At 34.8% G+C, this 22,902-nt stretch carries 26 protein-coding genes; all 26 read left to right on the top strand.

The features are described 5' to 3' along the window. Positions 1-24: 24 nt before the first annotated feature. The 26 genes from ACQKP0_RS07950 to spo0A all read left to right on the top strand — a co-directional run bounded on the left by ACQKP0_RS07950 (position 25) and on the right by spo0A (position 22,840). On the top strand, positions 25-522 hold the full coding sequence (locus tag ACQKP0_RS07950; protein ID WP_427405286.1) for a YqhR family membrane protein: 498 nt from the start codon (positions 25-27) through the stop codon (positions 520-522). A gap of 84 nt (positions 523-606) precedes the next feature. Continuing rightward, on the top strand, positions 607-1,050 hold the full coding sequence (gene aroQ / locus ACQKP0_RS07945) for a type II 3-dehydroquinate dehydratase (RefSeq protein WP_427405285.1): 444 nt from the start codon (positions 607-609) through the stop codon (positions 1,048-1,050). 3 nt (positions 1,051-1,053) lie between these two features. Continuing rightward, positions 1,054-2,115, top strand: a complete 1,062-nt coding sequence (locus ACQKP0_RS07940; protein ID WP_427405284.1) for a M24 family metallopeptidase — start codon at positions 1,054-1,056, stop codon at positions 2,113-2,115. Positions 2,116-2,191: 76 nt separating this feature from the next. Next, positions 2,192-2,749, top strand: coding sequence for an elongation factor P (gene efp, locus ACQKP0_RS07935; RefSeq protein ID WP_427405283.1), 558 nt, complete (start codon positions 2,192-2,194; stop codon positions 2,747-2,749). A 161-nt stretch (positions 2,750-2,910) separates the two neighbouring features. Beyond that, the gene (gene spoIIIAA, locus ACQKP0_RS07930; RefSeq protein ID WP_427405282.1) at positions 2,911-3,843 is read left to right on the top strand and encodes a stage III sporulation protein AA; all 933 of its coding nucleotides are present in this window, start codon (positions 2,911-2,913) and stop codon (positions 3,841-3,843) included. Further along, the gene (gene spoIIIAB / locus ACQKP0_RS07925) at positions 3,836-4,351 is read left to right on the top strand and encodes a stage III sporulation protein SpoIIIAB (RefSeq protein WP_427405281.1); all 516 of its coding nucleotides are present in this window, start codon (positions 3,836-3,838) and stop codon (positions 4,349-4,351) included. Before spoIIIAA ends, spoIIIAB begins: the two co-directional genes overlap by 8 nt. 171 nt (positions 4,352-4,522) lie before the next feature. Continuing rightward, positions 4,523-4,729 carry a stage III sporulation protein AC gene (gene spoIIIAC, locus ACQKP0_RS07920; RefSeq protein WP_058002222.1) on the top strand — a complete coding sequence of 69 codons (207 nt, stop codon included), beginning with the start codon at positions 4,523-4,525 and terminating at the stop codon, positions 4,727-4,729. A gap of 20 nt (positions 4,730-4,749) precedes the next feature. Further along, a complete protein-coding gene (gene spoIIIAD, locus ACQKP0_RS07915) occupies positions 4,750-5,136 on the top strand; it encodes a stage III sporulation protein AD (protein ID WP_427405331.1) in 387 nt (128 codons plus the stop codon). 24 nt (positions 5,137-5,160) lie between these two features. Next, positions 5,161-6,348, top strand: coding sequence for a stage III sporulation protein AE (gene spoIIIAE / locus ACQKP0_RS07910; protein ID WP_427405280.1), 1,188 nt, complete (start codon positions 5,161-5,163; stop codon positions 6,346-6,348). 38 nt (positions 6,349-6,386) lie between these two features. Further along, a complete protein-coding gene (gene spoIIIAF / locus ACQKP0_RS07905) occupies positions 6,387-7,016 on the top strand; it encodes a stage III sporulation protein AF (RefSeq protein WP_427405279.1) in 630 nt (209 codons plus the stop codon). Further along, on the top strand, positions 7,006-7,659 hold the full coding sequence (gene spoIIIAG / locus ACQKP0_RS07900; RefSeq protein ID WP_427405278.1) for a stage III sporulation protein AG: 654 nt from the start codon (positions 7,006-7,008) through the stop codon (positions 7,657-7,659). Before spoIIIAF ends, spoIIIAG begins: the two co-directional genes overlap by 11 nt. A gap of 13 nt (positions 7,660-7,672) precedes the next feature. After that, positions 7,673-8,212 (top strand): SpoIIIAH-like family protein, encoded by a 540-nt coding sequence (locus ACQKP0_RS07895; protein ID WP_427405277.1) that lies wholly within the window; start codon positions 7,673-7,675, stop codon positions 8,210-8,212. 266 nt (positions 8,213-8,478) lie between these two features. Continuing rightward, a complete protein-coding gene (accB, locus tag ACQKP0_RS07890; protein WP_427405330.1) occupies positions 8,479-8,961 on the top strand; it encodes an acetyl-CoA carboxylase biotin carboxyl carrier protein in 483 nt (160 codons plus the stop codon). A 13-nt stretch (positions 8,962-8,974) separates the two neighbouring features. Continuing rightward, positions 8,975-10,324, top strand: a complete 1,350-nt coding sequence (gene accC / locus ACQKP0_RS07885) for an acetyl-CoA carboxylase biotin carboxylase subunit (protein ID WP_427405276.1) — start codon at positions 8,975-8,977, stop codon at positions 10,322-10,324. Between the two features lie 27 nt (positions 10,325-10,351). Then, complete coding sequence (locus ACQKP0_RS07880; RefSeq protein WP_427405275.1) at positions 10,352-10,765, top strand: Asp23/Gls24 family envelope stress response protein; 414 nt, start codon at positions 10,352-10,354, stop codon at positions 10,763-10,765. A 324-nt stretch (positions 10,766-11,089) separates the two neighbouring features. Beyond that, positions 11,090-11,482 carry a transcription antitermination factor NusB gene (gene nusB, locus ACQKP0_RS07875; protein WP_427405274.1) on the top strand — a complete coding sequence of 131 codons (393 nt, stop codon included), beginning with the start codon at positions 11,090-11,092 and terminating at the stop codon, positions 11,480-11,482. A gap of 24 nt (positions 11,483-11,506) precedes the next feature. Further along, positions 11,507-12,364 carry a bifunctional methylenetetrahydrofolate dehydrogenase/methenyltetrahydrofolate cyclohydrolase FolD gene (folD, locus tag ACQKP0_RS07870; RefSeq protein WP_427405273.1) on the top strand — a complete coding sequence of 286 codons (858 nt, stop codon included), beginning with the start codon at positions 11,507-11,509 and terminating at the stop codon, positions 12,362-12,364. A 124-nt stretch (positions 12,365-12,488) separates the two neighbouring features. Further along, entirely contained in the window at positions 12,489-13,832 is a 1,344-nt protein-coding gene (gene xseA / locus ACQKP0_RS07865) for an exodeoxyribonuclease VII large subunit (RefSeq protein WP_427405329.1), read from the top strand. Between the two features lie 5 nt (positions 13,833-13,837). Next, on the top strand, positions 13,838-14,062 hold the full coding sequence (gene xseB / locus ACQKP0_RS07860) for an exodeoxyribonuclease VII small subunit (RefSeq protein WP_427405272.1): 225 nt from the start codon (positions 13,838-13,840) through the stop codon (positions 14,060-14,062). 29 nt (positions 14,063-14,091) lie between these two features. Next, positions 14,092-14,952 (top strand): polyprenyl synthetase family protein, encoded by an 861-nt coding sequence (locus ACQKP0_RS07855; RefSeq protein ID WP_427405328.1) that lies wholly within the window; start codon positions 14,092-14,094, stop codon positions 14,950-14,952. Between the two features lie 144 nt (positions 14,953-15,096). Then, a complete protein-coding gene (gene dxs, locus ACQKP0_RS07850; RefSeq protein WP_427405271.1) occupies positions 15,097-16,986 on the top strand; it encodes a 1-deoxy-D-xylulose-5-phosphate synthase in 1,890 nt (629 codons plus the stop codon). Positions 16,987-16,989: 3 nt separating this feature from the next. Next, on the top strand, positions 16,990-17,835 hold the full coding sequence (locus tag ACQKP0_RS07845; protein WP_427405270.1) for a TlyA family RNA methyltransferase: 846 nt from the start codon (positions 16,990-16,992) through the stop codon (positions 17,833-17,835). Positions 17,836-18,136: 301 nt separating this feature from the next. Beyond that, on the top strand, positions 18,137-18,586 hold the full coding sequence (ahrC, locus tag ACQKP0_RS07840; RefSeq protein ID WP_427405269.1) for a transcriptional regulator AhrC/ArgR: 450 nt from the start codon (positions 18,137-18,139) through the stop codon (positions 18,584-18,586). A gap of 41 nt (positions 18,587-18,627) precedes the next feature. Continuing rightward, a complete protein-coding gene (recN, locus tag ACQKP0_RS07835) occupies positions 18,628-20,340 on the top strand; it encodes a DNA repair protein RecN (protein WP_427405268.1) in 1,713 nt (570 codons plus the stop codon). A gap of 150 nt (positions 20,341-20,490) precedes the next feature. Next, a complete protein-coding gene (gene spoIVB, locus ACQKP0_RS07830; protein ID WP_427405267.1) occupies positions 20,491-21,780 on the top strand; it encodes a SpoIVB peptidase in 1,290 nt (429 codons plus the stop codon). A 274-nt stretch (positions 21,781-22,054) separates the two neighbouring features. Next, positions 22,055-22,840, top strand: a complete 786-nt coding sequence (gene spo0A, locus ACQKP0_RS07825; RefSeq protein WP_427405266.1) for a sporulation transcription factor Spo0A — start codon at positions 22,055-22,057, stop codon at positions 22,838-22,840. The last annotated feature ends 62 nt before the right edge of the window (positions 22,841-22,902 follow it).

Genomic DNA, 22,902 nt, shown 5'->3' with positions numbered 1-22,902 from the left:
TGAATGAATTTCGGGGGTGCACATATGTTAGAGATGAATGAAGAATATCCATATCAAAGAAGCTCTTTTATTCTTCTGGTTATTTTAACTGGTTTTATAGGAGGGGTTATTTGGAGTCTATTAGGGTATTTATTTTACTATTTTAATTTTTCTACAATTGAACCAAATATCATATTAGAACCATTTACTGTTGGTACTTGGAGAGACAGCTGGATAGGGATTATTTTATCCATTTTATTATATGGAATATTATCGATAGGTGCCGCTTTAGTTTATTATGGTCTATTAAAGAAAGTGCAAACAATGTGGATGGGTATTGGTTATGGTTTGATTATTTTCTTAATCGTTTTCTTCATCTTAAATCCGATTTTCCCTAGCATGAAGCCATTTTTTCGAATTGATTTAAATACTATAATCGCTTCTGCTTGTGTATATGCTTTATATGGACTTTTTGTAGGATATTCGATTTCATACGAGCATAATGAGTTTAAACAATTTAAAGAACAACAAAAGAAACAATAGTTATTGTTAAAATAATTATGATAAAATATCCTTTGTAGAATATTCTTTTTTTTTACCATTCATTGTTAAAGGGTGTTTTAATGTATGAAATTTTTAGTAATTAACGGTCCCAATTTAAATCTATTAGGAAAAAGAGAACCAAATGTTTACGGTAAAAACACTCTTGATGATTTACATCAGCGCTTCAAGCAGTTGGAACAAGAATACAAAGTGAAGGTGGATCCATTTCAATCCAACCATGAGGGAGCTATTATTGACAAATTGCATGAAGCCTATGAAGAAAATTATTCAGGGGTCATTTTAAATCCAGGTGCATTTACGCACTATAGCTATGCAATCCGCGATGCGATTGCCAGTATAGATGTCCCTGTGATTGAAGTTCATATTTCTAATGTCCATACAAGGGAAGCTTTCCGAAGAGAATCTGTGATATCACCCGTAACAATTGGTCAAATTGTAGGATTTGGATTTTATGGGTATGAATTAGCTTTAAAGGCAATGACAGAATACATAGTAGGGAGAGTATAAATTATGCAAAAACTAGAGAATTTACGTAATCAGTTTTCCAATCATGGCATTGATGGAATATTAGTTACTAGTCCTTTTAACCGTCGTTACATGACAAATTTTACTGGTTCATCTGGTGTAGCTCTAATTACAGAAAAAAATGCTTTATTTATTACTGATTTTCGTTATGTAGAACAAGCCTCGAAACAAGCAGAAGGATACACTGTTATCCAACATAAAGGTCTAATTCATGAAGAAGTGGCTAAACAAATAGAAACTTTGGGAATTAAAAAGCTTGGCTTTGAAAAAGACTATGTTACTTTTTCCGATTACCAAGTTTATCAGCAATCTTTTAAAGCGGAGTTATTGCCGGTCTCTAACTTAATCGAAAATTTACGCTTGATTAAGACGGAATCAGAGATTAAGATATTAAAGGAAGCAGCCGATATAGCTGATGCTGCGTTTAAGCATATATTAGATTTTATTAAGCCTGGTGTAACAGAATTGGAAGTATCCAATGAACTAGAGTTTTTCATGAGAAAAGCGGGAGCTACATCTTCATCCTTTAACACCATAGTGGCTTCTGGAGCAAGATCTGCCCTTCCTCACGGCGTAGCCTCTGATAAAGTGATTGAAAAAGGAGATTTTGTAACATTAGACTATGGTGCACTTCATAAGGGCTATGTTTCTGATATTACTCGAACAGTGGCAGTAGGAGAACCTTCAGATAAATTGAAAGAAATCTATGATATTGTATTAGAATCACAGTTGCTTTCTGTTGAAAAAATTAAACCTGGTATGACAGGGATTGAGGCGGATGCAATTGCTCGCGGGCTTATTACTGAAAAAGGTTATGGTGAATATTTCGGTCATTCACTTGGTCATGGGATTGGATTAGAAGTTCATGAAGGACCTGGATTATCAGTGAGATCTGATATAGTCCTACAACCGGGTATGGTAGTTACAATCGAACCAGGTATTTACTTACCAGAAATCGGTGGTGTCCGTATTGAAGATGATACGTTGATTACGGAAAATTCTAATGAAACATTAACTCATTCCACTAAGGACTTAATAATTCTTTAAAATGCCATACGCAGCTAAAAAGGACAATGTGCCTTTACAATAGTCCGTAGTTGAACGATTAGGAGGAAAACGATATATGATATCTGTTAATGATTTTCGTACTGGATTAACGATAGAAGTAGATGGTGGAATTTGGAGAGTAATGGATTTCCAACATGTTAAGCCTGGAAAAGGAGCGGCATTTGTACGTTCCAAGCTGCGGAATCTTCGAACTGGTGCGATCCAAGAGAAAACATTCCGTGCGGGTGAAAAGGTAGCAAAAGCACAAATTGATAACCGTAGAATGCAATATCTTTATGCTAACGGTGATCAGCATGTATTTATGGATAATGAATCTTATGAACAAATTGAATTAAGTTCTGCTGCAATCGAATATGAATTGAAATTTTTAAAAGAAAATATGGAAGTTCAGATTATGATGTATCAAGCCGAAACGATCGGTGTCGAGCTTCCTAATACTGTTGAACTTGAGGTTACAGAGACGGAGCCGGGTATTAAAGGAGATACAGCATCTGGCGGTTCAAAACCTGCAACTGTCGAAACAGGATTGATTGTTCAAGTTCCGTTTTTTGTAAATGAAGGGGACAAATTAATTATTAATACAACAGATGGTTCATACGTTTCACGTGCATAACATAATGTGAAAAGCTGGGTAGGAATATTCCTATCCAGTTTTTTTTATTCTATTTTTGTCATACTCCTTTATGAAACGAATACATTTTAATAACGGGAGGCATGTACAAGCATTAAAAACAGTAGAATTATTTAATGCAGCAGAATAAGGAGGAACTAGCGATGGAAACAATATTAGCATTTTTGCCCAAGCATATCTCGAATAAAATTAGCGAATTACCTACTCCCATTTTAAATAATATGGAAGAAATAAGAATTCGAGTCAATCGTCCAATTGAGGTAACTACAAGAGGTAAGCCATACTTTCTTCCCTATCTTGTTTCTGAACAAGATGCAGAACAACTAATTAACAAACTAGCGAATTTTTCATTTTATACGTTGGAAGAAGAATTGAAAAAAGGATATATAACAATATCCGGAGGGCATCGAGTTGGATTAGCAGGTAAGGTTATTCTTGAAAATGGATCAGTGAAAGCGATAAGAAATTTAGCATCGTTTAATATTAGAATTGCTAGAGAAAAGATTGGAGCAGCAGAACCATATATCCCAATTCTATATAAAGAAAATAGGTGGGTACACACAATGATTATCGGTGCTCCACAAACAGGGAAAACAACTCTACTGAGAGATATCGCAAGACTGATATCATCCGGTAATGAAAAAAGGAAGATCCCGCCATTTAAAGTGGGGATTGTTGACGAACGATCTGAAATAGCTGGTTGTGTTCGAGGCATCCCGCAACTGGAATTCGGTCCACGAATAGATATTTTGGATGCATGTCCAAAAGCAGAAGGAATGATGATGCTAATCCGGTCTATGAGTCCTGATGTACTAATTGTAGATGAAATTGGTAGGGAAGAAGATAGTATTGCCATAATGGAAGCAGCAAATGCAGGAATTACACTGATAATGACTACACATGGAAACTCTTATGAAGATATAAAAAAACGACCTATATTAAAACAAATCATTGAAACCCATATTTTTGAGAACTTTATTGAACTTTCAAGAGCAGGTGGACCTGGTACGATTAAAAAAATTCGTAATGCAAATGGGAAGGAATCTATATATAAAGCTGGTGTTATGAGTGGTTAGAATAATTGGCGCAATATTCGTGATTCTTTCAACAACTCTAGCAGGTTTTGAATTTTCAAGGCATTTAAGTGAACGACCTAAACAATTAAGAATGTTTCGTACAGCTTTACAGTCTTTAGAAGCAGAAATTATGTATGGTCATACACCACTTCATGAAGCAGCGCGAAAGCTTTCAACACAATTACCAAAACCAATATCTATCTTCTTTGAGAGATTCTCTTCAAGGTTAACCTCTACAGAAACAACCGTAAAAGTTGCTTGGAAGGAAAGTTTACAAGAAATTTGGAAAATGACTGCATTAAAAAAAAGTGAATATGAAATACTCTTACAATTTGGTGAAACATTAGGAAAACATGATCGAGCGACGGAGCAAAAGCAAATTATCCTCACTTTAACTCATTTAGAGAGAGAGGAAGAAGAGGCGCGTGACAAACAACAACGCTATGAAAAAATGGTGAAGAGCTTAGGATTCCTTTCAGGCTTATTAATCGTAATATTGCTCTTATAATAGGTTTTTTCTAATGTATTGCTTCAATTTCATAAAATGTTAACTTACAAATATTGATTGGTTTTGTGGCATCTTTTCTTAAAAATTCTCCTATCTAAAGTTGATGGAGGTAGATGACATTTACACAAAGTTTAAGAAAAGAGTCTTTGTAGTTGATAGGAGGAAAATGATGTGGGAATTGATGTGGATGTAATATTTAAAATAGCTGGTGTTGGTATCATTGTTGCATTCCTGCACACTATTTTAGATCAAGTTGGAAAAAAAGAGTATGCCCAATGGGTTACGCTATTTGGCTTTTTATACATTTTGTTTTTAGTTGCATCCATTGTGGATGATTTATTTCAAAAAATTAAATCGGTATTTTTATTTCAAGGCTAGAGGAGGGACCCGAGATTGAAATCTTAAAAATAGTAGGGATTGCCTTAATCACAACATTCCTCGCTTTAATCATTAAAGAACAAAAGCCAAATTTCGCCTTTTTATTAGTTCTTTTTGTAGGCAGTGCGATCTTCATTTTTTTGGTGGATCAAGTACATGCGATCATACAAATGGTGGAAAGTATAGCTACCAATGCAAATATAAATATGGTTTATGTTGAAACTATTTTGAAAATTATAGGTATAGCTTATATTGCGGAATTTGCCTCACATATTTCAAAGGATGCTGGTCAAGGCGCACTCGCTGCTAAGGTTGAATTAGCGGGAAAAATATTAATTTTAGCTATGGCGATCCCTATATTAACAGTATTAATTGAAACAGTAATTAATTTGGTTCCTAAAGGATAGAACAAGGTAATGAGGTGAAATCAGTTGCGGCAATGGATCCAGATTATCACAGTATTATTCATTTTTTTTATTGGACAAGGAACTGTTCAAGCAGCCTCTGAAAGTCAAAAGGATTCATCTATCCAGGATGAGCTTGTTGAAAAGCAAATGAATGACTTGGGTATTAATGAATTAAAGCAGTATTGGCAAACAATCATTGATGAATACGGAGGTTTTTTGCCTGATCATCAAAAAGGGAGTTTGATTGATTTCATAAAGGGAGATAAGGAGTTTTCATTGAACCAATGGTTTCATGGGATTCTAAAATTTACCTTTCATGAGCTTATCGCAAATGGAAAACTTCTTGGTTCTCTGATCATATTAACAATCTTCAGCATGTTTCTTCAATCCCTTCATAATGCATTTGAACAGGGGACAATTAGTAAGGTCGCTTACGCCATCGTATTTATTGTATTAATTATACTAGCATTAAATAGCTTTCATATTGCCATTGATTATGCGATGAATGCAATATCTATGATGATTAACTTTATTTTAGCGATTATTCCTCTCTTATTGGCTTTGATATCTACCTCTGGCGGAGTAACCTCAGCAGCCTTTTTTCATCCAGTTATTTTATTCCTCATGAATACTAGTGGGATACTCGTTCAATACATTGTTTTGCCTTTGCTATTACTCTCAACTGTTCTTAGTATTGTCAGTTCATTATCAGAACAATATAAAGCGACACAATTAGCACAGCTTTTACGAAATTGCAGTATTGGTTTACTAGGGATTTTTATGACGATATTTTTAGGAGTCATTTCAGTACAAGGAACAGCTACTGCCGTTACTGATGGAATTACCATTCGTACAGCAAAATTTGTCACTGGTAATTTCATTCCTGTTGTTGGAAGGATGTTTACAGATGCAGCAGATACAGTCATTAGCGCCTCTGTATTATTAAAAAATACCCTTGGAATTGCAGGTGTAGCGATTGTCCTTATTATCGCAGCATTTCCTGCTATCAAAATACTAGTTTTAGCATTTATGTTTAAGTTTACAGCAGCAATTATTCAGCCAATAGGAGACGGCCCTATTATTAAATGCCTGGACACTATCAGCAAAAATATGGTTTATGTATTTGCTGCATTAGCGATAGTAGCTTTTATGTTTTTTTTAAGCATCACAATTATTATTACAGCTGGAAACATAACAATGATGATGCGATGAATAGAGAAGATTGAAACATTCATAAGGGGTGGGAGTTCTTGGCTTTTATAACAGAATGGATCATGAATATAGTTGTATTCATCTTGTTAGCGATGATTGTAGATATGCTTCTGCCAAATTCAGGATTGAAAAAATATACAAAAATGGTTACAGGACTTCTATTAATTGCGATTATTTTAACTCCACTCTTAAAAGTTGTGGCAAAGGACTTTGATCAAGTAGTTTCATCCTTTTCCAATAAAAACTTTGTAGATAAGAGTAAAATAGAAAATTTAATAGAAACGAAAAAAAAAGAAATACAAGCAGTACAAGATGAATATACATTAGAACAAGTGGCTGTCCAAATGAAAAAAGATGTTGAAGAGGAGTTGATCGATCGCTTTGGTAAGGATATACAAAATATTGATATTAAACAAAAGAAGCAAAAAGTAGAAAGTGAAAATCAAATAGATAAAGTGATTGTATATCTAGGAGAGGCAGAAAGTGAAAATTCAGTTCAAGTTATAGAAGCTGTTAACATCAACATTAATGGAGACAAGCTAGATAAAGAAGAAACTTCAAATGATAGTGAAAAGATTATCGCAACTCTATCAAAACGCTGGAATTTAACTACCAATCAAATTGAACTACATATCGAAGGGGGGGGTCGCGATCTAAATGGGCAATAATAAGGGGCCGATTGACTGGTTAAAGGAAAAATTTTTCGAATCTAAGGAAAATGATTCCAATAAAAAAAATAAGAAGTTTCAATACTTCCTTATTCTGTTAGTATGTGGGATTGCTTTTATGTTAATAAGCGATATATGGAAAAGTGGAAAGAAAGATACATCAACATCTGTTTATAGCGCATCAACTGATCAAAAAGATGTAGAAACATTTGGAGCCAATAATAAAAATCAAAATAAAACAATGAAAGATTATGAAATGCAATATGAAACAGAATTAAAGGATGCATTGGAAGAAATATCAGGAGTTGGAAAGGTTCGCGTAATCGTCAATCTTGAGGCAACTGAGAGCAAGATTTACGAGAAAAATTCAGATATTCAAAATCGAACCACCAATGAAACCGATCCAAATGGCGGTCAGCGTGAAATTGAGGAACTAACCAAAAACGATAAGCTTGTTATCATCAGGGACGGCGAAAAAGAGGTACCACTTGTAACTGAAACGAAGAAACCAGTAATTAGAGGAGTTCTTGTCGTAGCAGAAGGGGCAAAAAATATATCTATAAAAAGTATGATCATCGAGGCGGTATCAAGAGTTTTAGATGTACCGACACACAGAGTGTCAGTTCAACCGAAAAAAAGCTAAGGAGGATTTATCAATGTTATTGAAAAAACAAACTGTATGGTTGTTAACTATGCTAAGCTTAGTTGTCGTATTGTCCGTCTATTATGTTACATCTGATCCAAAAAAATCAGATATGGCTGCTGTTGATAAAAATAATGCTAAAAATGTAGCACAAGATAAGAACACGGGAAAGAAAAAAACAAATATGAATGTAGTGACAGAACCAAGTGATGAGGTATTTGAGCAAATCCGATTAGATAGACAAGATGCTAGAAGTAAAGAACGAGACGAATTGACTAATAAGTTAGCATCTACAGACTTATCAGCGGATGAAAGAAGCAAAGCGCTAGATGAAATGCAAAAGCTAACTGAAGCTGCGCAGACAGAAAAAGTTATAGAAAATCTTATAAAATCAAAAGGATATGAGGATGTGCTTGTCCGATTAGACAATAATTCAATGAAAATTACTGTAAAATCAAAAGACCATGATAAAAAAGCGGCTAATCAAATCCTTCGCTTAGTATCTGAAGAGGCAGGTAACTTTCAAAAAGTTGCAGTAGATTTTGAGCCATAAGTTTTTTATAAAGACCCTCTTTTTCTTGGAAAAGGGGGCTTTTCAATTTCAACAGATGTTTTTAAAGGATAAAAATGTTAGTTGCTATTCAATTATTGAATTTTCACTTAGTCTTATCGTATGATATTATTAGTAAGTCACAATTCATCCTGACAGCCATTATTTCTTTAAGAAGTTTGACAGCAGGTATCTTACAACGGGATAATGTTAAGTAATAATATACTTATCCTGAAATTTTATTAAAAATTGCTAAAGAGGTGTTTAAGATTATGAAAATACAAGAAATTCGTGAGTTAATTAAACTTGTCGATCAATCAAATATTGATGAATTTGAAATTGAAAATGATGGTTCAATTATTAAAATGAAAAAACGTTCTGGTGTTGCAGTAGTAGAATCACGTATTGTTGAACAACCAGTGGTATCTGCTCCTGTCTCCCAACCAACAGTTGTTAGTAATGAACCAAAAGCAGAGAAAGTGGAACAGCCTGTTGTAAAACAAGATGAAAACTTACATAAAATTGTTTCTCCTATGGTAGGGACATTCTATCAATCCCCATCACCTGATAGTGAAGTTTACGTGAAAGTTGGATCAACCGTACAGGATAATACAGTAGTTTGTATTGTTGAAGCAATGAAGCTATTTAATGAAATTGAGGCAGAAGTCCAAGGCGAGATTGTAGAAATCTTGGTGAAAGATGGACAGCTTGTTGAATATGGACAACCTTTATTCTTGGTGAAGTCTAAGTAAGGAGCGAACATCAATGATTAAAAAAGTATTAATTGCCAATCGCGGTGAAATAGCGGTTCGAATTATTCGGGCCTGCCGTGACTTAGGTATTGAAGCAGTAGCTGTATATTCTGAAGCTGATAAAGATGCACTACATGTGCAATTAGCAGATGAAGCTTATTGTATTGGACCAAAGGCATCGAAAGAAAGTTATTTGAATGTAACAAATATTATAAGTATCGCGAAGATAACTGAATGTGATGCAATCCATCCAGGATATGGGTTTTTAGCAGAAAATGCTGACTTTGCTGAGCTTTGTCGTGAATGCAATATTACCTTTATAGGTCCAAGTCCTGAAGCGATTTCCAAAATGGGAACTAAAGATGTTGCTAGAGAAACGATGAAAGAAGCAGGTGTTCCAATTGTTCCTGGATCACAAGGAATTATTAATGATATAGACGAAGCGTTAGAACTAGCAAATTCAATGGGGTACCCAGTAATTATCAAGGCAACTGCCGGTGGAGGCGGTAAAGGTATCCGTGTGGCAAAAACAGAGGAAGAATTAATTAAAGGTATTAATATTACTCAGCAAGAGGCAGCTACAGCTTTTGGTAATCCAGGAGTATATATCGAAAAATATATTGAGGATTTCAGACATGTTGAAATTCAAATTATGGCCGATACCCATGGTAATGTTATTCACCTTGGAGAACGTGATTGCTCAATTCAAAGACGACTTCAAAAATTATTAGAGGAATCACCTTCACCTGCACTTACACCAGAAATTCGAGAAGAAATGGGACAGGCAGCTGTTAAAGCAGCACAGGCAGTTGATTATACTGGGGCTGGAACAATCGAATTTATTTATGATTACAGAAACAAAATTTTCTACTTCATGGAAATGAATACGAGAATACAAGTTGAGCATCCAGTGACAGAATTGGTGACAGGGGTCGACTTAGTTAAGGAACAAATCCTTGTTGCATCTGGAAAACCATTATCAATCAAACAGGAAGATGTAACTTTTACTGGTTGGGCCATCGAATGTCGTATTAATGCTGAAAATCCTGCCAAGAATTTCATGCCATCAGCAGGAAAAATTGAAATGTACTTACCGCCAGGTGGATTAGGTATTCGAATTGATTCTGCCGCATATCCTGGTTATACGATACCTCCTTATTACGATTCCATGATTGCGAAAGTTATTTCATATGGTTCAACTAGGGAGGAAGCTATAGCAAGAATGAAGCGCGCTTTAAGTGAGTTTGCAGTAGAAGGAATCCATACTACTATTCCTTTTCATTTAAGATTGTTAGAGCATGAAACATTTGTAAAAGGTGACTTTAATACGAAGTTTTTAGAAAAATACGATATAATGAAATAATAATCGTATATGGAGGTGATTGTTCAAATGGTTGAAACAAACTCGATGTTAGAAATGGAACACGGCCAAAACGGTTTAGGAAAAGTTGAAATCGCACCTGAGGTAATCGAGGTTATCGCTGGAATCGCCGCTTCTGAGGTAGAGGGGGTTGCTCAAATGCGTGGCAACTTTGCAACTGGAGTAGCGGAAAGATTAGGAAGAAAAAACCATGGAAAAGGTGTAAAGGTAGACTTAACAGAGGAAGGTATTAAAGTTGATGTATACTGCACCATGAACTTTGGTGTTTCGATACCTACAGTTGCAACGAAGATTCAAGATAATATTCGACAAGCATTATTGAACATGACAGCTTTAGAAGCAGAAGAAGTAAATATTCATATAGTCGGAATTCAATTTGATACGCAAAAGCAAGAAAACGATTTTGAATCGGAAATATTATAAAATGAAAATAGCCAGAGGTGTGCCTTTGGCTATTTTTTTTGGTCTGGGTCTAGCTCCAGCGCCTAGCCCCTCGAGGTCAAATGTTCTCCACCCATAGAAGTCAAAGGGCAGAATTCTATGGGTGGAGAACATTTGCTTGTCGGAGCTGAACAAGGCGCTTCCGCTTTTCTATTTTTCTTAAATTGTTAAAGTAATCGTGCTTTCATTGTTCTTTTTATGCTATTATTTTTTTAGTGAAAATAATTAATGGTAAATTAATTAATATTGGGTAGATTTGTTGATAATGAATAATACCTATATTTAACAAAGGAGTTTTATATAAAAATGAAAAGAAGAACAGCACGGGAAAAAGCACTTCAAGCACTATTTCAAATAGATATCAATGAAGTATCACCGGAGGAAGCAATCAAAAATACGTTAAAAAACGATGAAAGTGACGATTATTTAAATAGTTTGGTTAATGGGACCTATCTACATATGAAAGATATTGACGAAACGATTTCAAAGTATCTTGAAAAGTGGACAATTGAAAGATTGGCAAAAGTAGATTTAAATATATTGCGTCTTGGCGTGTATGAACTAATTTATGTGGATGAAGTGCCAGCTAATGTTGCGATAAATGAAGCATTAGAGGTATCTAAACGTTTTGCTGATGATCAGTCAACCAAGTTTATTAATGGGGTGCTTTCAAAAATTAAGGACAATATAGCAAAATAAATTTCGATAATTGGGGGAGAAAAAATGCCAACAAATATAATTGATGGAAAAGAAATATCCTTTCAAATACGCGAAAATATAAAGCTTGAGGTCGAAGAATTAATTGAACAAGGGATTACTCCTGGACTAGCCGTAGTCTTAATAGGGAACAACCCGGCGTCAAGAACGTATGTAACAAATAAACAAAAAAGTTGTAAAGCAATGGGGATGCACGGGGTTCTAATCGAATTTCCAGAAACCATTTCTGAAGAAGCCCTGCTTAATAAAATTCGCGAACTGAATACTGATGAAACAATACATGGTATTTTAGTTCAATTGCCACTTCCTAAGCATATATCAGATGCAAAAGTGATTGAAGCAATTACTCCTGAAAAAGATGTTGATGGTTTCCATCCAATTAATGTTGGCAAAATGATGATAGGACAGGATGCATTTCTACCATGTACACCATATGGAATTATGGAAATGCTCCGTATGAAAGGGATTGAAGTTGAAGGAAAACATGTAGTTATTATTGGTAGAAGTAACATTGTTGGCAAACCTGCTGGTCAATTATTTCTAAAAGAAAATGCAACTGTCACCTATTGTCACTCTAAAACTAAAAATCTTCCTCGTATTACACATCAGGCAGATATTATAGTTGCAGCAATAGGAAGAGCAAAGTTCATAAAGGATGAATATGTGAAAGATGGAGCAATAGTTATAGATGTCGGTATGAACAAAGATGAAGATGGGAAGTTATGTGGAGATGTGGATTTCGAATCTGTTAAACAAAAAGCTTCTTACATCACACCTGTTCCAGGCGGGGTTGGACCAATGACTATAACCATGTTACTTCAAAATACATTGAAATCTGCCAAAGATGTATTAAAACATCGATAATACACACATAAAGATGTATAATATAAGCAAAAAGCTGTCTTCACATGAAGCAGCTTTTGTTTTGTACATATCTAAATTGGTGAATCGTACTTCGAAACCATTTCAAATAAAAAAGGGTGTTACGATGACTTTGAATCAATATCTAACAGTACAGGCTTTAACAAAATATATAAAACGAAAATTTGATGCGGATCCTTATTTAGTTAATATTTATGTTAAAGGCGAAATTTCAAATTTTAAGCAGCATTCTAGTGGTCATATGTATTTTACATTAAAGGATGACAAAGCTAGAATATTAGCTGTAATGTTTTCATCCTCTAACAAAGTATTAAAGTACAAGCCCGAAAATGGCATGAATGTATTAATAAAAGGCCAGATAACGGTATATGAGGGCAGCGGACAATACCAAATATATGTGAAGGAAATGCAGCCGGATGGTATTGGCGAGTTATATCTAGCTTACGAGCAACTCAAGGAAAAACTTGAAAAGGAAGGATTATTTGCTCCTGAAAGGAAAAGAAAAATTCCTGTTTATCCGAAAGCGATCGGTGTGATTACATCGCCAACTGGTGCTGCGGTACGTGATATCATATCCACCATTAAGCGAAGGTACCCAATTGGTAAAATCATTTTGCATCCTGCCTTGGTCCAGGGAGAAAATGCTGCCAAATCAATTGTTGATGCACTAGAAAAAATGAATCAAATGAAGGATGTTGATGTATTAATTGTTGGTCGCGGTGGTGGATCGATTGAGGAATTATGGGCTTTTAATGAAGAAATCGTTGCTAGGGCTATTTCCGAATCTAATATTCCAATCATATCCGCTGTAGGACATGAAACTGATTTTACTATAGCAGATTTTGTAGCTGATCTTCGTGCACCAACACCAACTGGAGCGGCAGAATTAGCAGTACCACATATAGAGGAATTAATGGAAAAGCTTTTAAATAGAAAATCTAGACTTATTCGTAGCTTTGCAGATATTATACGACACGAAAGAAAAAGACTGGAGTTTGTAACTAACTCATATGTGTTACGGAACCCAAATCGTTTGTATGAACAGAAAATGGAACAAATAGATGGGTTAACAGAAAGACTTTCTCGCGAAATGAAACAGGCAGTCGAGCAGCGATTTACAAAATTTGAACATTTAGAACAACGCCTGCAAAGGAATCAGCCTCTTTTACAGCTTCAGCACAGTAAAGAAAAATACGGAAGGCTGAAAAAAGACATGTATAAGCAATTATCATTAATTTTAAAGGAAAAACAACAAGAGTTTGCTAAAGCGCTCACTGCTATGCAGGCTTTAAGTCCACTTAAAGTAATGGAAAGAGGATATAGCTTAGCATATTCGGAAAACCAAGAAATAATAAAGAGTGTTAACCAAACAAAAAGTGGAGATAAAATTCAAGTAGTTTTATCTGATGGAAATTTATTTTGTTCGATTGAAGACGTTAGAAAGGATTGAAATATATGGGAGACAAATTATCATTCGAAGAAGCGATGGAAAAATTAGAAGGAATTGTTCAGCGATTAGAAGAAGGGGATGTCCCGTTAGAAGAAGCATTAAATATTTACAAAAAAGGGATGGAGCTTTCAAAGCTTTGTCATGAAAAGTTAAAAACAGTTGAAGAACAATTAACGAAGGTTATTACAGATAATGGTGAAGAGGAGTTTATCATCAAAGAGGAGGATTAAGCTTGAATAATACGAATTTAAAATCATTTATGTTGCAGGTTAATGAGCAAATCGAGAAGGAACTTTCTCATTACATTTCAGTATTAAATGCTCCTCAAATCATAAAGGACGCCATGGATTATTCGCTCCAGGCTGGTGGAAAAAGAATCCGGCCAATATTACTTTTAGCCACTCTTCAGTCATTTGGACAAGATGTGAGTAAGGGAATTACTACAGCTTGCTCGCTTGAAATGATACATACTTATTCACTCATTCATGATGATCTGCCTGCTATGGATAATGATGATTTACGAAGGGGGAAACCAACGAATCATATAGTATTTGGTGATGCATATGCCATTCTTGCAGGGGACGGTTTACTAACCTACAGCTTTCAACTTATTGCACAGGATCCGAAATTATCGCCAGATCAAAAGGTAAGGATTATTGAGTTTTTAGCACAATGCTCAGGTCCTGAAGGTATGGTCGGTGGACAGGTAGCAGATATGCAAGGAGAGAATCAGAATCTGTCAATAGATCAATTGGAATATATTCATCGAAATAAAACTGGAAAGCTATTATCATTTGGTGTTGTAGCAGGAGCAATCATTGCTGAAGCATCAAATGAACAAATTGATATAATGAAAACATACGCAGAAAATATTGGACTAGCTTTTCAAATCCGTGACGATATCTTAGACATAGAAGGAAATGAAGAAATCATAGGAAAACCGATAGGTAGTGATACAGGAAATTTAAAAAGCACTTATCCTGCCCTATTAACATTGGAGGGGGCAAAAGAAAGACTCCATTCTCATACTAGTATTGCTAAAGAAATAATAAAAGACCTTAATATAAATACCAGATTACTCGAAGAAATTGCTGATTTAATTGAAGAAAGAGATCATTGAAGGAAAGATGAGCAAGTAAGTAAAATATGATATAATAACGAGATATTATTAAAAAAAGGCTCTTTTCTTAAACAACGTTATAATAAAAGAAAAAAGTGATAATGATTAAAGTAAAATCTATGTAATGAAAGTGAGTGATCCATATTGGATCTGTTATCGATTAAGGACCCTTCCTTTCTAAAAAAAATGAATACTGAACAATTAAAAGCTCTAAGTAGTGATATTCGCCATTTTTTAATTGAAAATTTGTCAAAAACCGGTGGACATATAGGACCTAACTTGGGGGTTGTCGAATTAACCATTGCTTTGCATAAATGTTTTGACAGCCCAAAGGATAAATTCATTTGGGATGTCGGCCACCAATCCTATGTCCATAAAATATTAACCGGACGTGCTGATCAATTTTCAACTTTAAGGCAATATCAAGGACTGTCTGGTTTTCCGAAAATGTGTGAAAGCGAGCATGATGTTTGGGAAACGGGGCATTCGTCCACATCTTTATCAGCTGCAATGGGAATGGCTATTGCCCGTGATTTAAAGGGTGAAAAATCATTTATCGTACCAATCATTGGGGACGGTGCTCTTACTGGCGGAATGGCATTAGAAGCGTTAAACCATATCGGCCATGAAAAGAAAGATTTAATCGTTATTTTAAATGATAATGAGATGTCCATTGCACCTAATGTAGGAGCATTGCATAATATTTTAGGACGTCTCCGAACGGCAAGTAAATATCAGTGGGCAAAAGATGAACTAGAGAATCTTTTGAAAAAAATCCCTGCCGTTGGCGGTAAATTAGCTTCAACTGCTGAAAGACTTAAAGACAGTATGAAATATTTCCTTGTTTCAGGGATGTTTTTTGAGGAGTTAGGCTTCACATATTTAGGACCAGTCGATGGACATAATTATGAAGCTTTATTCGAGCAATTACAAAATGCGAAAAAAACGAAAGGTCCTGTCCTATTACACGTAATAACGAAAAAAGGGAAGGGATACAAGCCTGCTGAAAACGATACTATAGGAACTTGGCATGGAACTGGGCAATACAAAATTGAAACTGGTGATTTAATTAAACCAGTAAATACAGCACCTGCATGGAGTAAATTAGTTAGTGATACGGTCTTACGCTTAGCAAAAAAAGATGATCGCATTGTTGCAATCACTCCTGCAATGCCGGTCGGTTCGAAGCTTGAAAAGTTTGCAAAAGAACTGCCAAATCGCATGTATGATGTAGGGATTGCTGAGCAACATGCAGCGACCGTAGCTGCTGGTTTGGCAACTCAGAAAATGAAACCATTTTTGGCTATTTATTCTACATTTTTACAAAGAGCTTATGACCAGGTTGTTCATGATATTTGCAGGCAAAATTTGAATGTCTTCTTAGGTATTGATCGAGCAGGATTAGTGGGGGCTGACGGAGAAACACATCAGGGTGTTTTTGACATCGCTTTTCTTCGCCATATACCAAACATCGTATTAATGATGCCTAAAGATGAAAATGAAGGGCAGCACATGGTCAATACAGCCATTCAATATAACGATGGTCCAATCGCAATGAGATTTCCACGTGGAAATGGATATGGTGTCCCATTAGATCAAGATCTTCGTACAATTCCGATTGGAACATGGGAAATTCTTCGTGAAGGAACGGATGCAGCCATTCTTACATTCGGGACGACGATACCAATGGCACTTGAAGCTGCAAATCTTTTACAAAAGCAAGGATTTTCAATTAAGGTTATTAATGCTCGCTTCATTAAACCTCTTGATGAAAAAATGCTAAAAGACTTATTGGATTCGAATATGCCTATATTAACGATTGAAGAAGCCGTACTTGAAGGTGGTTTCGGCAGCGCTGTTCTTGAATTTGCACATGATCATGGGACCTTAAACATAATAGACAGGATGGGGATTCCTGATAAGTTTATTGAACATGGAAGTGTCGATGAATTACTTTCTGAAATTGGGTTAACAACTGATGAGGTTGTTAAGAGAATAAAAGCCTTCACACCTAAAAAACAAAAAAGGGCATGAAAAATGAAAAGTAAAAAACAACGGATAGATATTCTTCTAGTTGAAAGAGGATTAATTGAAACTAGGGAAAAGGCAAAAAGGGCTATAATGGCAGGTTTAGTTTATTCAAATGAGACTCGCCTTGATAAACCTGGTGAAAAAGTAAATGAAGATATTCCTTTGTCAATAAAAGGAAAGGTCATACCCTATGTTAGTCGGGGTGGATTAAAACTCGAAAAAGCTCTACAGGTTTTTGATGTTTCTATTCAAAATAAAATATTATTAGATATCGGTTCTTCAACAGGAGGCTTTACGGATTGTGCGCTTCAAAATGGAGCGAAAATGTCTTATGCCCTTGATGTAGGATACAATCAATTAGCATGGAAACTCAGACAGGACGAGCGGGTTGTCGTTATGGAAAGAACGAATTTTCGTTATGTAACACCGAAAGACTTAGTTAGAGAAATGCCAAATTTTGCAACGATAGATGTTTCTTTTATTTCATTATCTTTAATTTTACCTGTACTGAAAACTTTGTTAGTTCCTACAAGTGATATCATCGCTTTAATTAAACCGCAATTTGAGGCTGGAAAAGAACAAGTAGGCAAAAAAGGTATTGTCAGGGATAAAAAGGTACACGAAGCAGTTATTGAAAAAATTGTTCAGCTTTCCACTAAAGAGGGCTATGATGTCGCTCAATTATCATTTTCTCCTATAACAGGAGGAGAAGGTAATATTGAATTTTTAGTTCATTTAAAGTGGTCAGGAAAGAATATAGAAAATGGTGAAGGTATAAACCAGTTAAGTGTTACAATAAAAGAAGTAGTGGAAGAAGCGCATAAACAACTAACTGGGAGAACAGATCAATAACGGTCTGTTCTTTTCTAATGGCTTTATTAATAGTCTTTGTTTATAAAATTGCCTATAGGGTATGCGTGAAGCGATTTTTTACGAAAGTATAATAATCTAAAACGCATACCCTACAGGACTTTATCAGAAACAAAACATTGGTTAACAAAGCCTTTCGATTATTTGTATAAAAAATATAATAAAATAGGTACACTAACTATCATATTTCGTCTTTAAAGTGTACATTTTGACAAAAATAAGCTAACATGAAAGTAAAATGTGACTGAATGCTTTACTGTATTTTTGATAAAGGTGGATGAGGATGAATAAGGGACAAAGACTAATTAAAATTCGAGAAATTATCGCTAATAATGACATAGAAACTCAGGATGAATTAGTTGATCAATTAAAAAAGGCTGGTTTTAATGTAACTCAAGCAACGATATCTCGCGATATAAAGGAATTACATTTAGTAAAAGTTCCTCTAATGGATGGCAGATATAAATATAGCCTTCCCGCAGATCAGCGTTTTAACCCAATGCAAAAGTTAAAAAGAACGTTAACTGATGCTTTCATTAGTATTGATTATGCAGGTCATTTAATCGTTCTAAAAACTCTTCCAGGAAATGCTCATGCTCTAGGTGCACTAATAGATATCCTTGATTGGGAAGAAATTATTGGAACGCTGTGCGGTGATGATACGTGCTTGATAATATGCAAAGATCAAGAAAAATCACAAATGCTTTCACAAAGATTTTTAGATATGCTTTAAGAAAAGAAAAAACGTTATTGAAAAAATGAGGTGAAGTTTTAATGTTACAGGAATTATCCATTAAAAATTTTGCCATCATCGATGAACTTTTTTTATCCATCGAAAAAGGTTTAACTGTCCTAACAGGAGAAACAGGAGCAGGAAAATCCATCATTATAGATGCGATAAATTTATTAGTGGGTGGAAGAGGTTCATCAGAATTTGTTCGTCATGGGGAAAAAAAGGCTGAAATTGAAGGGCTATTCATATTAGATGATCATTCACACCCTTGTTTCGAACGGGCACAAGGATTTGGAATTGATATTGAAGAGGGAATGATAATTCTCCAACGTGATATTTCAATATCAGGAAAAAGCGTTTGTCGAATTAATGGAAAACTGGTCACCATCGCTATTTTGCGAGAAATTGGCAGTACTTTAATTGATATTCATGGACAGCATGAACATCAGGAATTAATGAATGAGGCATTCCACTTAAGACTCCTCGATCAGTACGGAAGTATAGAAATTGATCAAGCTTTAAAAAGTTATGGAATTCTCTTTAAAAAATATGAACAAACAATTTCTCGTTTAAAAGGCTTAAGTGAAAATGAACAGCAAATGGCACATCGATTAGATCTAATCCAATTTCAACTTCAAGAAATTCAAAATGCAAACCTCCAATTAAATGAAGATGAACAATTAATGGAAGAAAAAAGAAAACTTATGAATTTTGAAAAGCTCTTTGAATCATTAAAAACGAGTTATGGAGCATTACAAGGCGAACAAAAAGGTCTTGATTGGATTGGTTTAGTCATGAGTCAGCTTGAAACAGCTGCAGAACTTGAAAAAGATTTTGAACCATTATTAGAATCTGTTTCAAATTGTTTTTACATACTTGAAGACGCATGTCGCACCATTCGCAATGAATATGACAGTTTGGAGTTTAATCCTGAACGTTTAAATGAAATTGAAAGTCGACTAAACGAAATTAATCAATTGAAAAGAAAATATGGCGGTACTATAGAGGGAATACTAGAGTATAGCTCGAAAATTGAAGAGGAAATTGAAACTATTATTAATAGGGAAAGTCACATTGAGCAATTACAATCGAAAGTACAACAGCTTCAAAAGGATTTGTATCTTGAAGCAAAGCAACTTAGTGACTTGCGGAAAAAATGGGCAGATAAATTAACAAAAGCCATTCATAATGAATTAAAACAGCTTTATATGGATAAAACTGTATTTGAAGCAAAATTTATAAAATCATCTGAAATGTATAAAAATGACACGATTCAACCATTCCGTAAAGATGGTTTAGATGTAATGGAATATTATATTTCGACGAATCCGGGAGAGCCATTAAAACCATTAAATAAAGTTGCTTCGGGTGGAGAATTATCAAGAATGATGTTAGCATTAAAAACAATATTCTCAAAGCATCAAGGGATAACCTCAATTATTTTTGATGAGGTAGATACAGGAGTAAGCGGTAGGGTCGCACAAGCTATCGGAGAGAAGATTTACCTGGTTGCAGAAAATTCTCAAGTACTTTGTATATCACACCTCCCTCAAGTGGCGGCAATGGCTGATACTCATTTATTTATTATGAAGGAAACGATAGAAGGACGTACAAGAACGACAGTAAAAACCCTTGAATACGAAGAAAAAGTAACTGAAGTAGGTCGAATGATATCAGGAGTTGAAATCACTGATAAAACAAAGGAACATGCTGAAGAGTTATTGCAACTAGCATATACTAAAAAAGAAATTTGAAATGCTATCCAGCAATGGGTAGCTTTTTTCTTATTCTATTGTTATATTTCACCCGTATCAAGGCTAAATTAAAATTGTAGCCCTAAAAAAAGAAAAGGGCTCATCTATATAACAAAAAGTGTGGACTAGAAGCGAGGAGAGTGAAAAATTTTGAAAATAGAATTTCTAAGAAAAATGTTAGGCGGATTTCTCCTTGTTTCACTATGTTTATTAGGATTTTCAAAACCGTTTCAAGATTATCTTCACATACCGACTCATATCACCTTATTTGAAGGTGATGGTATTAATATTACAAAAGCAGTTAGAGTATCAGCTAAAGTATTTGCAAATGGTGAAAGTGTAGATGTAAGTGCACAAAAACAATCGATAAATATTAAAGGAAATTCGGCGGGGGAAGGTGAAGTTTTTTTAGAATATGCCGGGATTCCAATAAAAAAAGTTGATGTAAATGTAATAAAAGATTTCAAGATCATCCCAGGAGGCCAATCGATAGGTGTAAAATTAAACACTTTAGGTGTTTTAGTAGTTGGGCACCATCTTGTAGAAACAAAAACTGGAAAGATTTCTCCTGGTGAAAAAGCAGGAATCAAAGTAGGAGACATCATCACCTCAATCAATGGGGAAAAAATAGAAAATATGTCAGATGTAGCTCCTATAGTTGAAAAAGCAGGTGAAGATGGAAGGCAATTAAATATTACTATCCAACGAGAACAGGAAATCATTAGAACAAATCTTAATCCAGAAAAGGATCAATCAGAACAATCCTATAAGCTCGGATTATATATAAGAGACTCTGCAGCAGGAATTGGAACAATGACATTTATTGATCCAAAGACAAAAAAATACGGTGCACTAGGACATGTAATATCTGACATGGATACAAAAAAGGCGATATTAGTTGAAAAAGGGCAAATTTTAAAATCCACTGTTACTTCAATAGAAAAAGGCAGTGATGGAAAACCAGGGGAAAAGCTTGCTCGTTTTTCATCAGATCATGAAGTAATTGGTGATATAAAAAGAAATAGCCCATTTGGAATATTTGGGAAGTTAGAAAAGAATGTTTCAAATGGTAAATACGATCAACCAATGCCTGTAGCATTATCTTATCAAGTGAAGGAAGGCCCTGCCAAAATATTAACAGTTGTTGAAGGGAATAAAGTCGAGGAATATGATATAGAGATTGTTAACACAATTCCACAAAAGTTTCCAGCAACAAAAGGAATGATTATTAAAATTACCGATCCTAAGTTGCTTAAAAAAACAGGGGGTATTGTTCAAGGGATGAGTGGGAGTCCTATCATTCAAAACGGCAAGATTATTGGTGCAGTTACCCATGTGTTTGTTAACGATCCTACATCTGGTTATGGAGTTCACATTGAATGGATGCTTCGTGAAGCTGGAATCAATATTTATAAAAAACAAAAAGAAAAAGCAAGCTGATAGAGCAATCCTCTACAGCTTGCTTTTTCTTTTGTAAATAGTACGTATTAACTAAATATGTTATGATAAAAATAAGTTTTTTCGACAAATATTATACTGATACACGAAAAAGGTCGAAAACAAGAGAATTTAAGAGAAAATAAAAGAAATCATCGTTTTTTTAAGAAATTTTCAAATTTTAGAAGGAATTTAATTGGCATTGTCGAAAATGTTTTATATAGAAATATGAAAAGATAAAAAATTTTGCGTTGATTGATTGAGGAGGAAACATGGAGTGAACAAAATTAAAGTTTTTATTGTTGATGATAATCGTGAGCTTGTAGGTTTATTGGAGGAGTTTATTTCTTCTCAAGATGATATGGAGATAAGCGGAGTTGCTTATAATGGACAAGAATGTCTAGATTTATTGCGGGAAGCTAAACCTCATGTTCTAATATTAGATATTATTATGCCGCATTTAGACGGTTTAGGTGTACTGGAAAAGCTTCGTGAAAAAAGTGAGATGCCAAATGTCATCATGCTTACTGCATTTGGACAAGAGGATGTAACAAAAAAAGCTGTAGAACTAGGGGCTTCATACTTTATTTTAAAACCATTTGATATGAATAACCTAGCAAACCAAATTCGTCAGGTTAGTGGGAAGCAAAGTCCAATTTTGAAAAAATCAAGCCCTTCAACCGTAAGAACCAGTATTGAACAAAAACCTAAAAATTTAGATGCAAGCATTACGAGTATTATCCATGAAATAGGTGTACCTGCACATATCAAAGGATACTTATATTTAAGAGAGGCTATTTCGATGGTGTATAACGATATCGAGCTATTAGGATCAATCACTAAGGTGTTATATCCTGATATTGCTAAGAAATATAATACCACTGCAAGCCGCGTCGAAAGAGCTATTCGTCATGCAATTGAAGTAGCTTGGAGTCGTGGTAATATTGATTCCATCTCCTCATTATTTGGTTATACCGTCAGCATGTCCAAGGCTAAACCTACAAATAGTGAATTTATTGCCATGGTGGCAGATAAATTGCGTTTAGAACATAAAGCATCATAATAATTACTTAATAACTGTAACTCCATCTCATGTTATCGCAATTAAGAGGGCGTATTTTATGC

The sequence above is a fragment of the Heyndrickxia sp. NPDC080065 genome, assembly GCF_050281185.1.
GTDB lineage: Bacteria > Bacillota > Bacilli > Bacillales > Bacillaceae_C > Heyndrickxia.
This window is presented reverse-complemented; position numbering and strand designations above follow the sequence as displayed.

Excerpts from the sequence above, each read along its gene's own strand:
- ACQKP0_RS07950 (WP_427405286.1), top strand. The coding sequence starts at position 25 with ATGTTAGAGATGAATGAAGAATATCCATATCAAAGAAGCTCTTTTATT.
- aroQ (WP_427405285.1), top strand. The coding sequence starts at position 607 with ATGAAATTTTTAGTAATTAACGGTCCCAATTTAAATCTATTAGGAAAA.
- ACQKP0_RS07940 (WP_427405284.1), top strand. The coding sequence starts at position 1,054 with ATGCAAAAACTAGAGAATTTACGTAATCAGTTTTCCAATCATGGCATT.
- efp (WP_427405283.1), top strand. The coding sequence starts at position 2,192 with ATGATATCTGTTAATGATTTTCGTACTGGATTAACGATAGAAGTAGAT.
- spoIIIAA (WP_427405282.1), top strand. The coding sequence starts at position 2,911 with ATGGAAACAATATTAGCATTTTTGCCCAAGCATATCTCGAATAAAATT.
- spoIIIAG (WP_427405278.1), top strand. The coding sequence starts at position 7,006 with ATGGGCAATAATAAGGGGCCGATTGACTGGTTAAAGGAAAAATTTTTC.
- ACQKP0_RS07895 (WP_427405277.1), top strand. The coding sequence starts at position 7,673 with ATGTTATTGAAAAAACAAACTGTATGGTTGTTAACTATGCTAAGCTTA.
- accC (WP_427405276.1), top strand. The coding sequence starts at position 8,975 with ATGATTAAAAAAGTATTAATTGCCAATCGCGGTGAAATAGCGGTTCGA.
- ACQKP0_RS07880 (WP_427405275.1), top strand. The coding sequence starts at position 10,352 with ATGGTTGAAACAAACTCGATGTTAGAAATGGAACACGGCCAAAACGGT.
- nusB (WP_427405274.1), top strand. The coding sequence starts at position 11,090 with ATGAAAAGAAGAACAGCACGGGAAAAAGCACTTCAAGCACTATTTCAA.
- folD (WP_427405273.1), top strand. The coding sequence starts at position 11,507 with ATGCCAACAAATATAATTGATGGAAAAGAAATATCCTTTCAAATACGC.
- xseA (WP_427405329.1), top strand. The coding sequence starts at position 12,489 with ATGACTTTGAATCAATATCTAACAGTACAGGCTTTAACAAAATATATA.
- xseB (WP_427405272.1), top strand. The coding sequence starts at position 13,838 with ATGGGAGACAAATTATCATTCGAAGAAGCGATGGAAAAATTAGAAGGA.
- ACQKP0_RS07855 (WP_427405328.1), top strand. The coding sequence starts at position 14,092 with ATGTTGCAGGTTAATGAGCAAATCGAGAAGGAACTTTCTCATTACATT.
- ACQKP0_RS07845 (WP_427405270.1), top strand. The coding sequence starts at position 16,990 with ATGAAAAGTAAAAAACAACGGATAGATATTCTTCTAGTTGAAAGAGGA.
- ahrC (WP_427405269.1), top strand. The coding sequence starts at position 18,137 with ATGAATAAGGGACAAAGACTAATTAAAATTCGAGAAATTATCGCTAAT.
- recN (WP_427405268.1), top strand. The coding sequence starts at position 18,628 with ATGTTACAGGAATTATCCATTAAAAATTTTGCCATCATCGATGAACTT.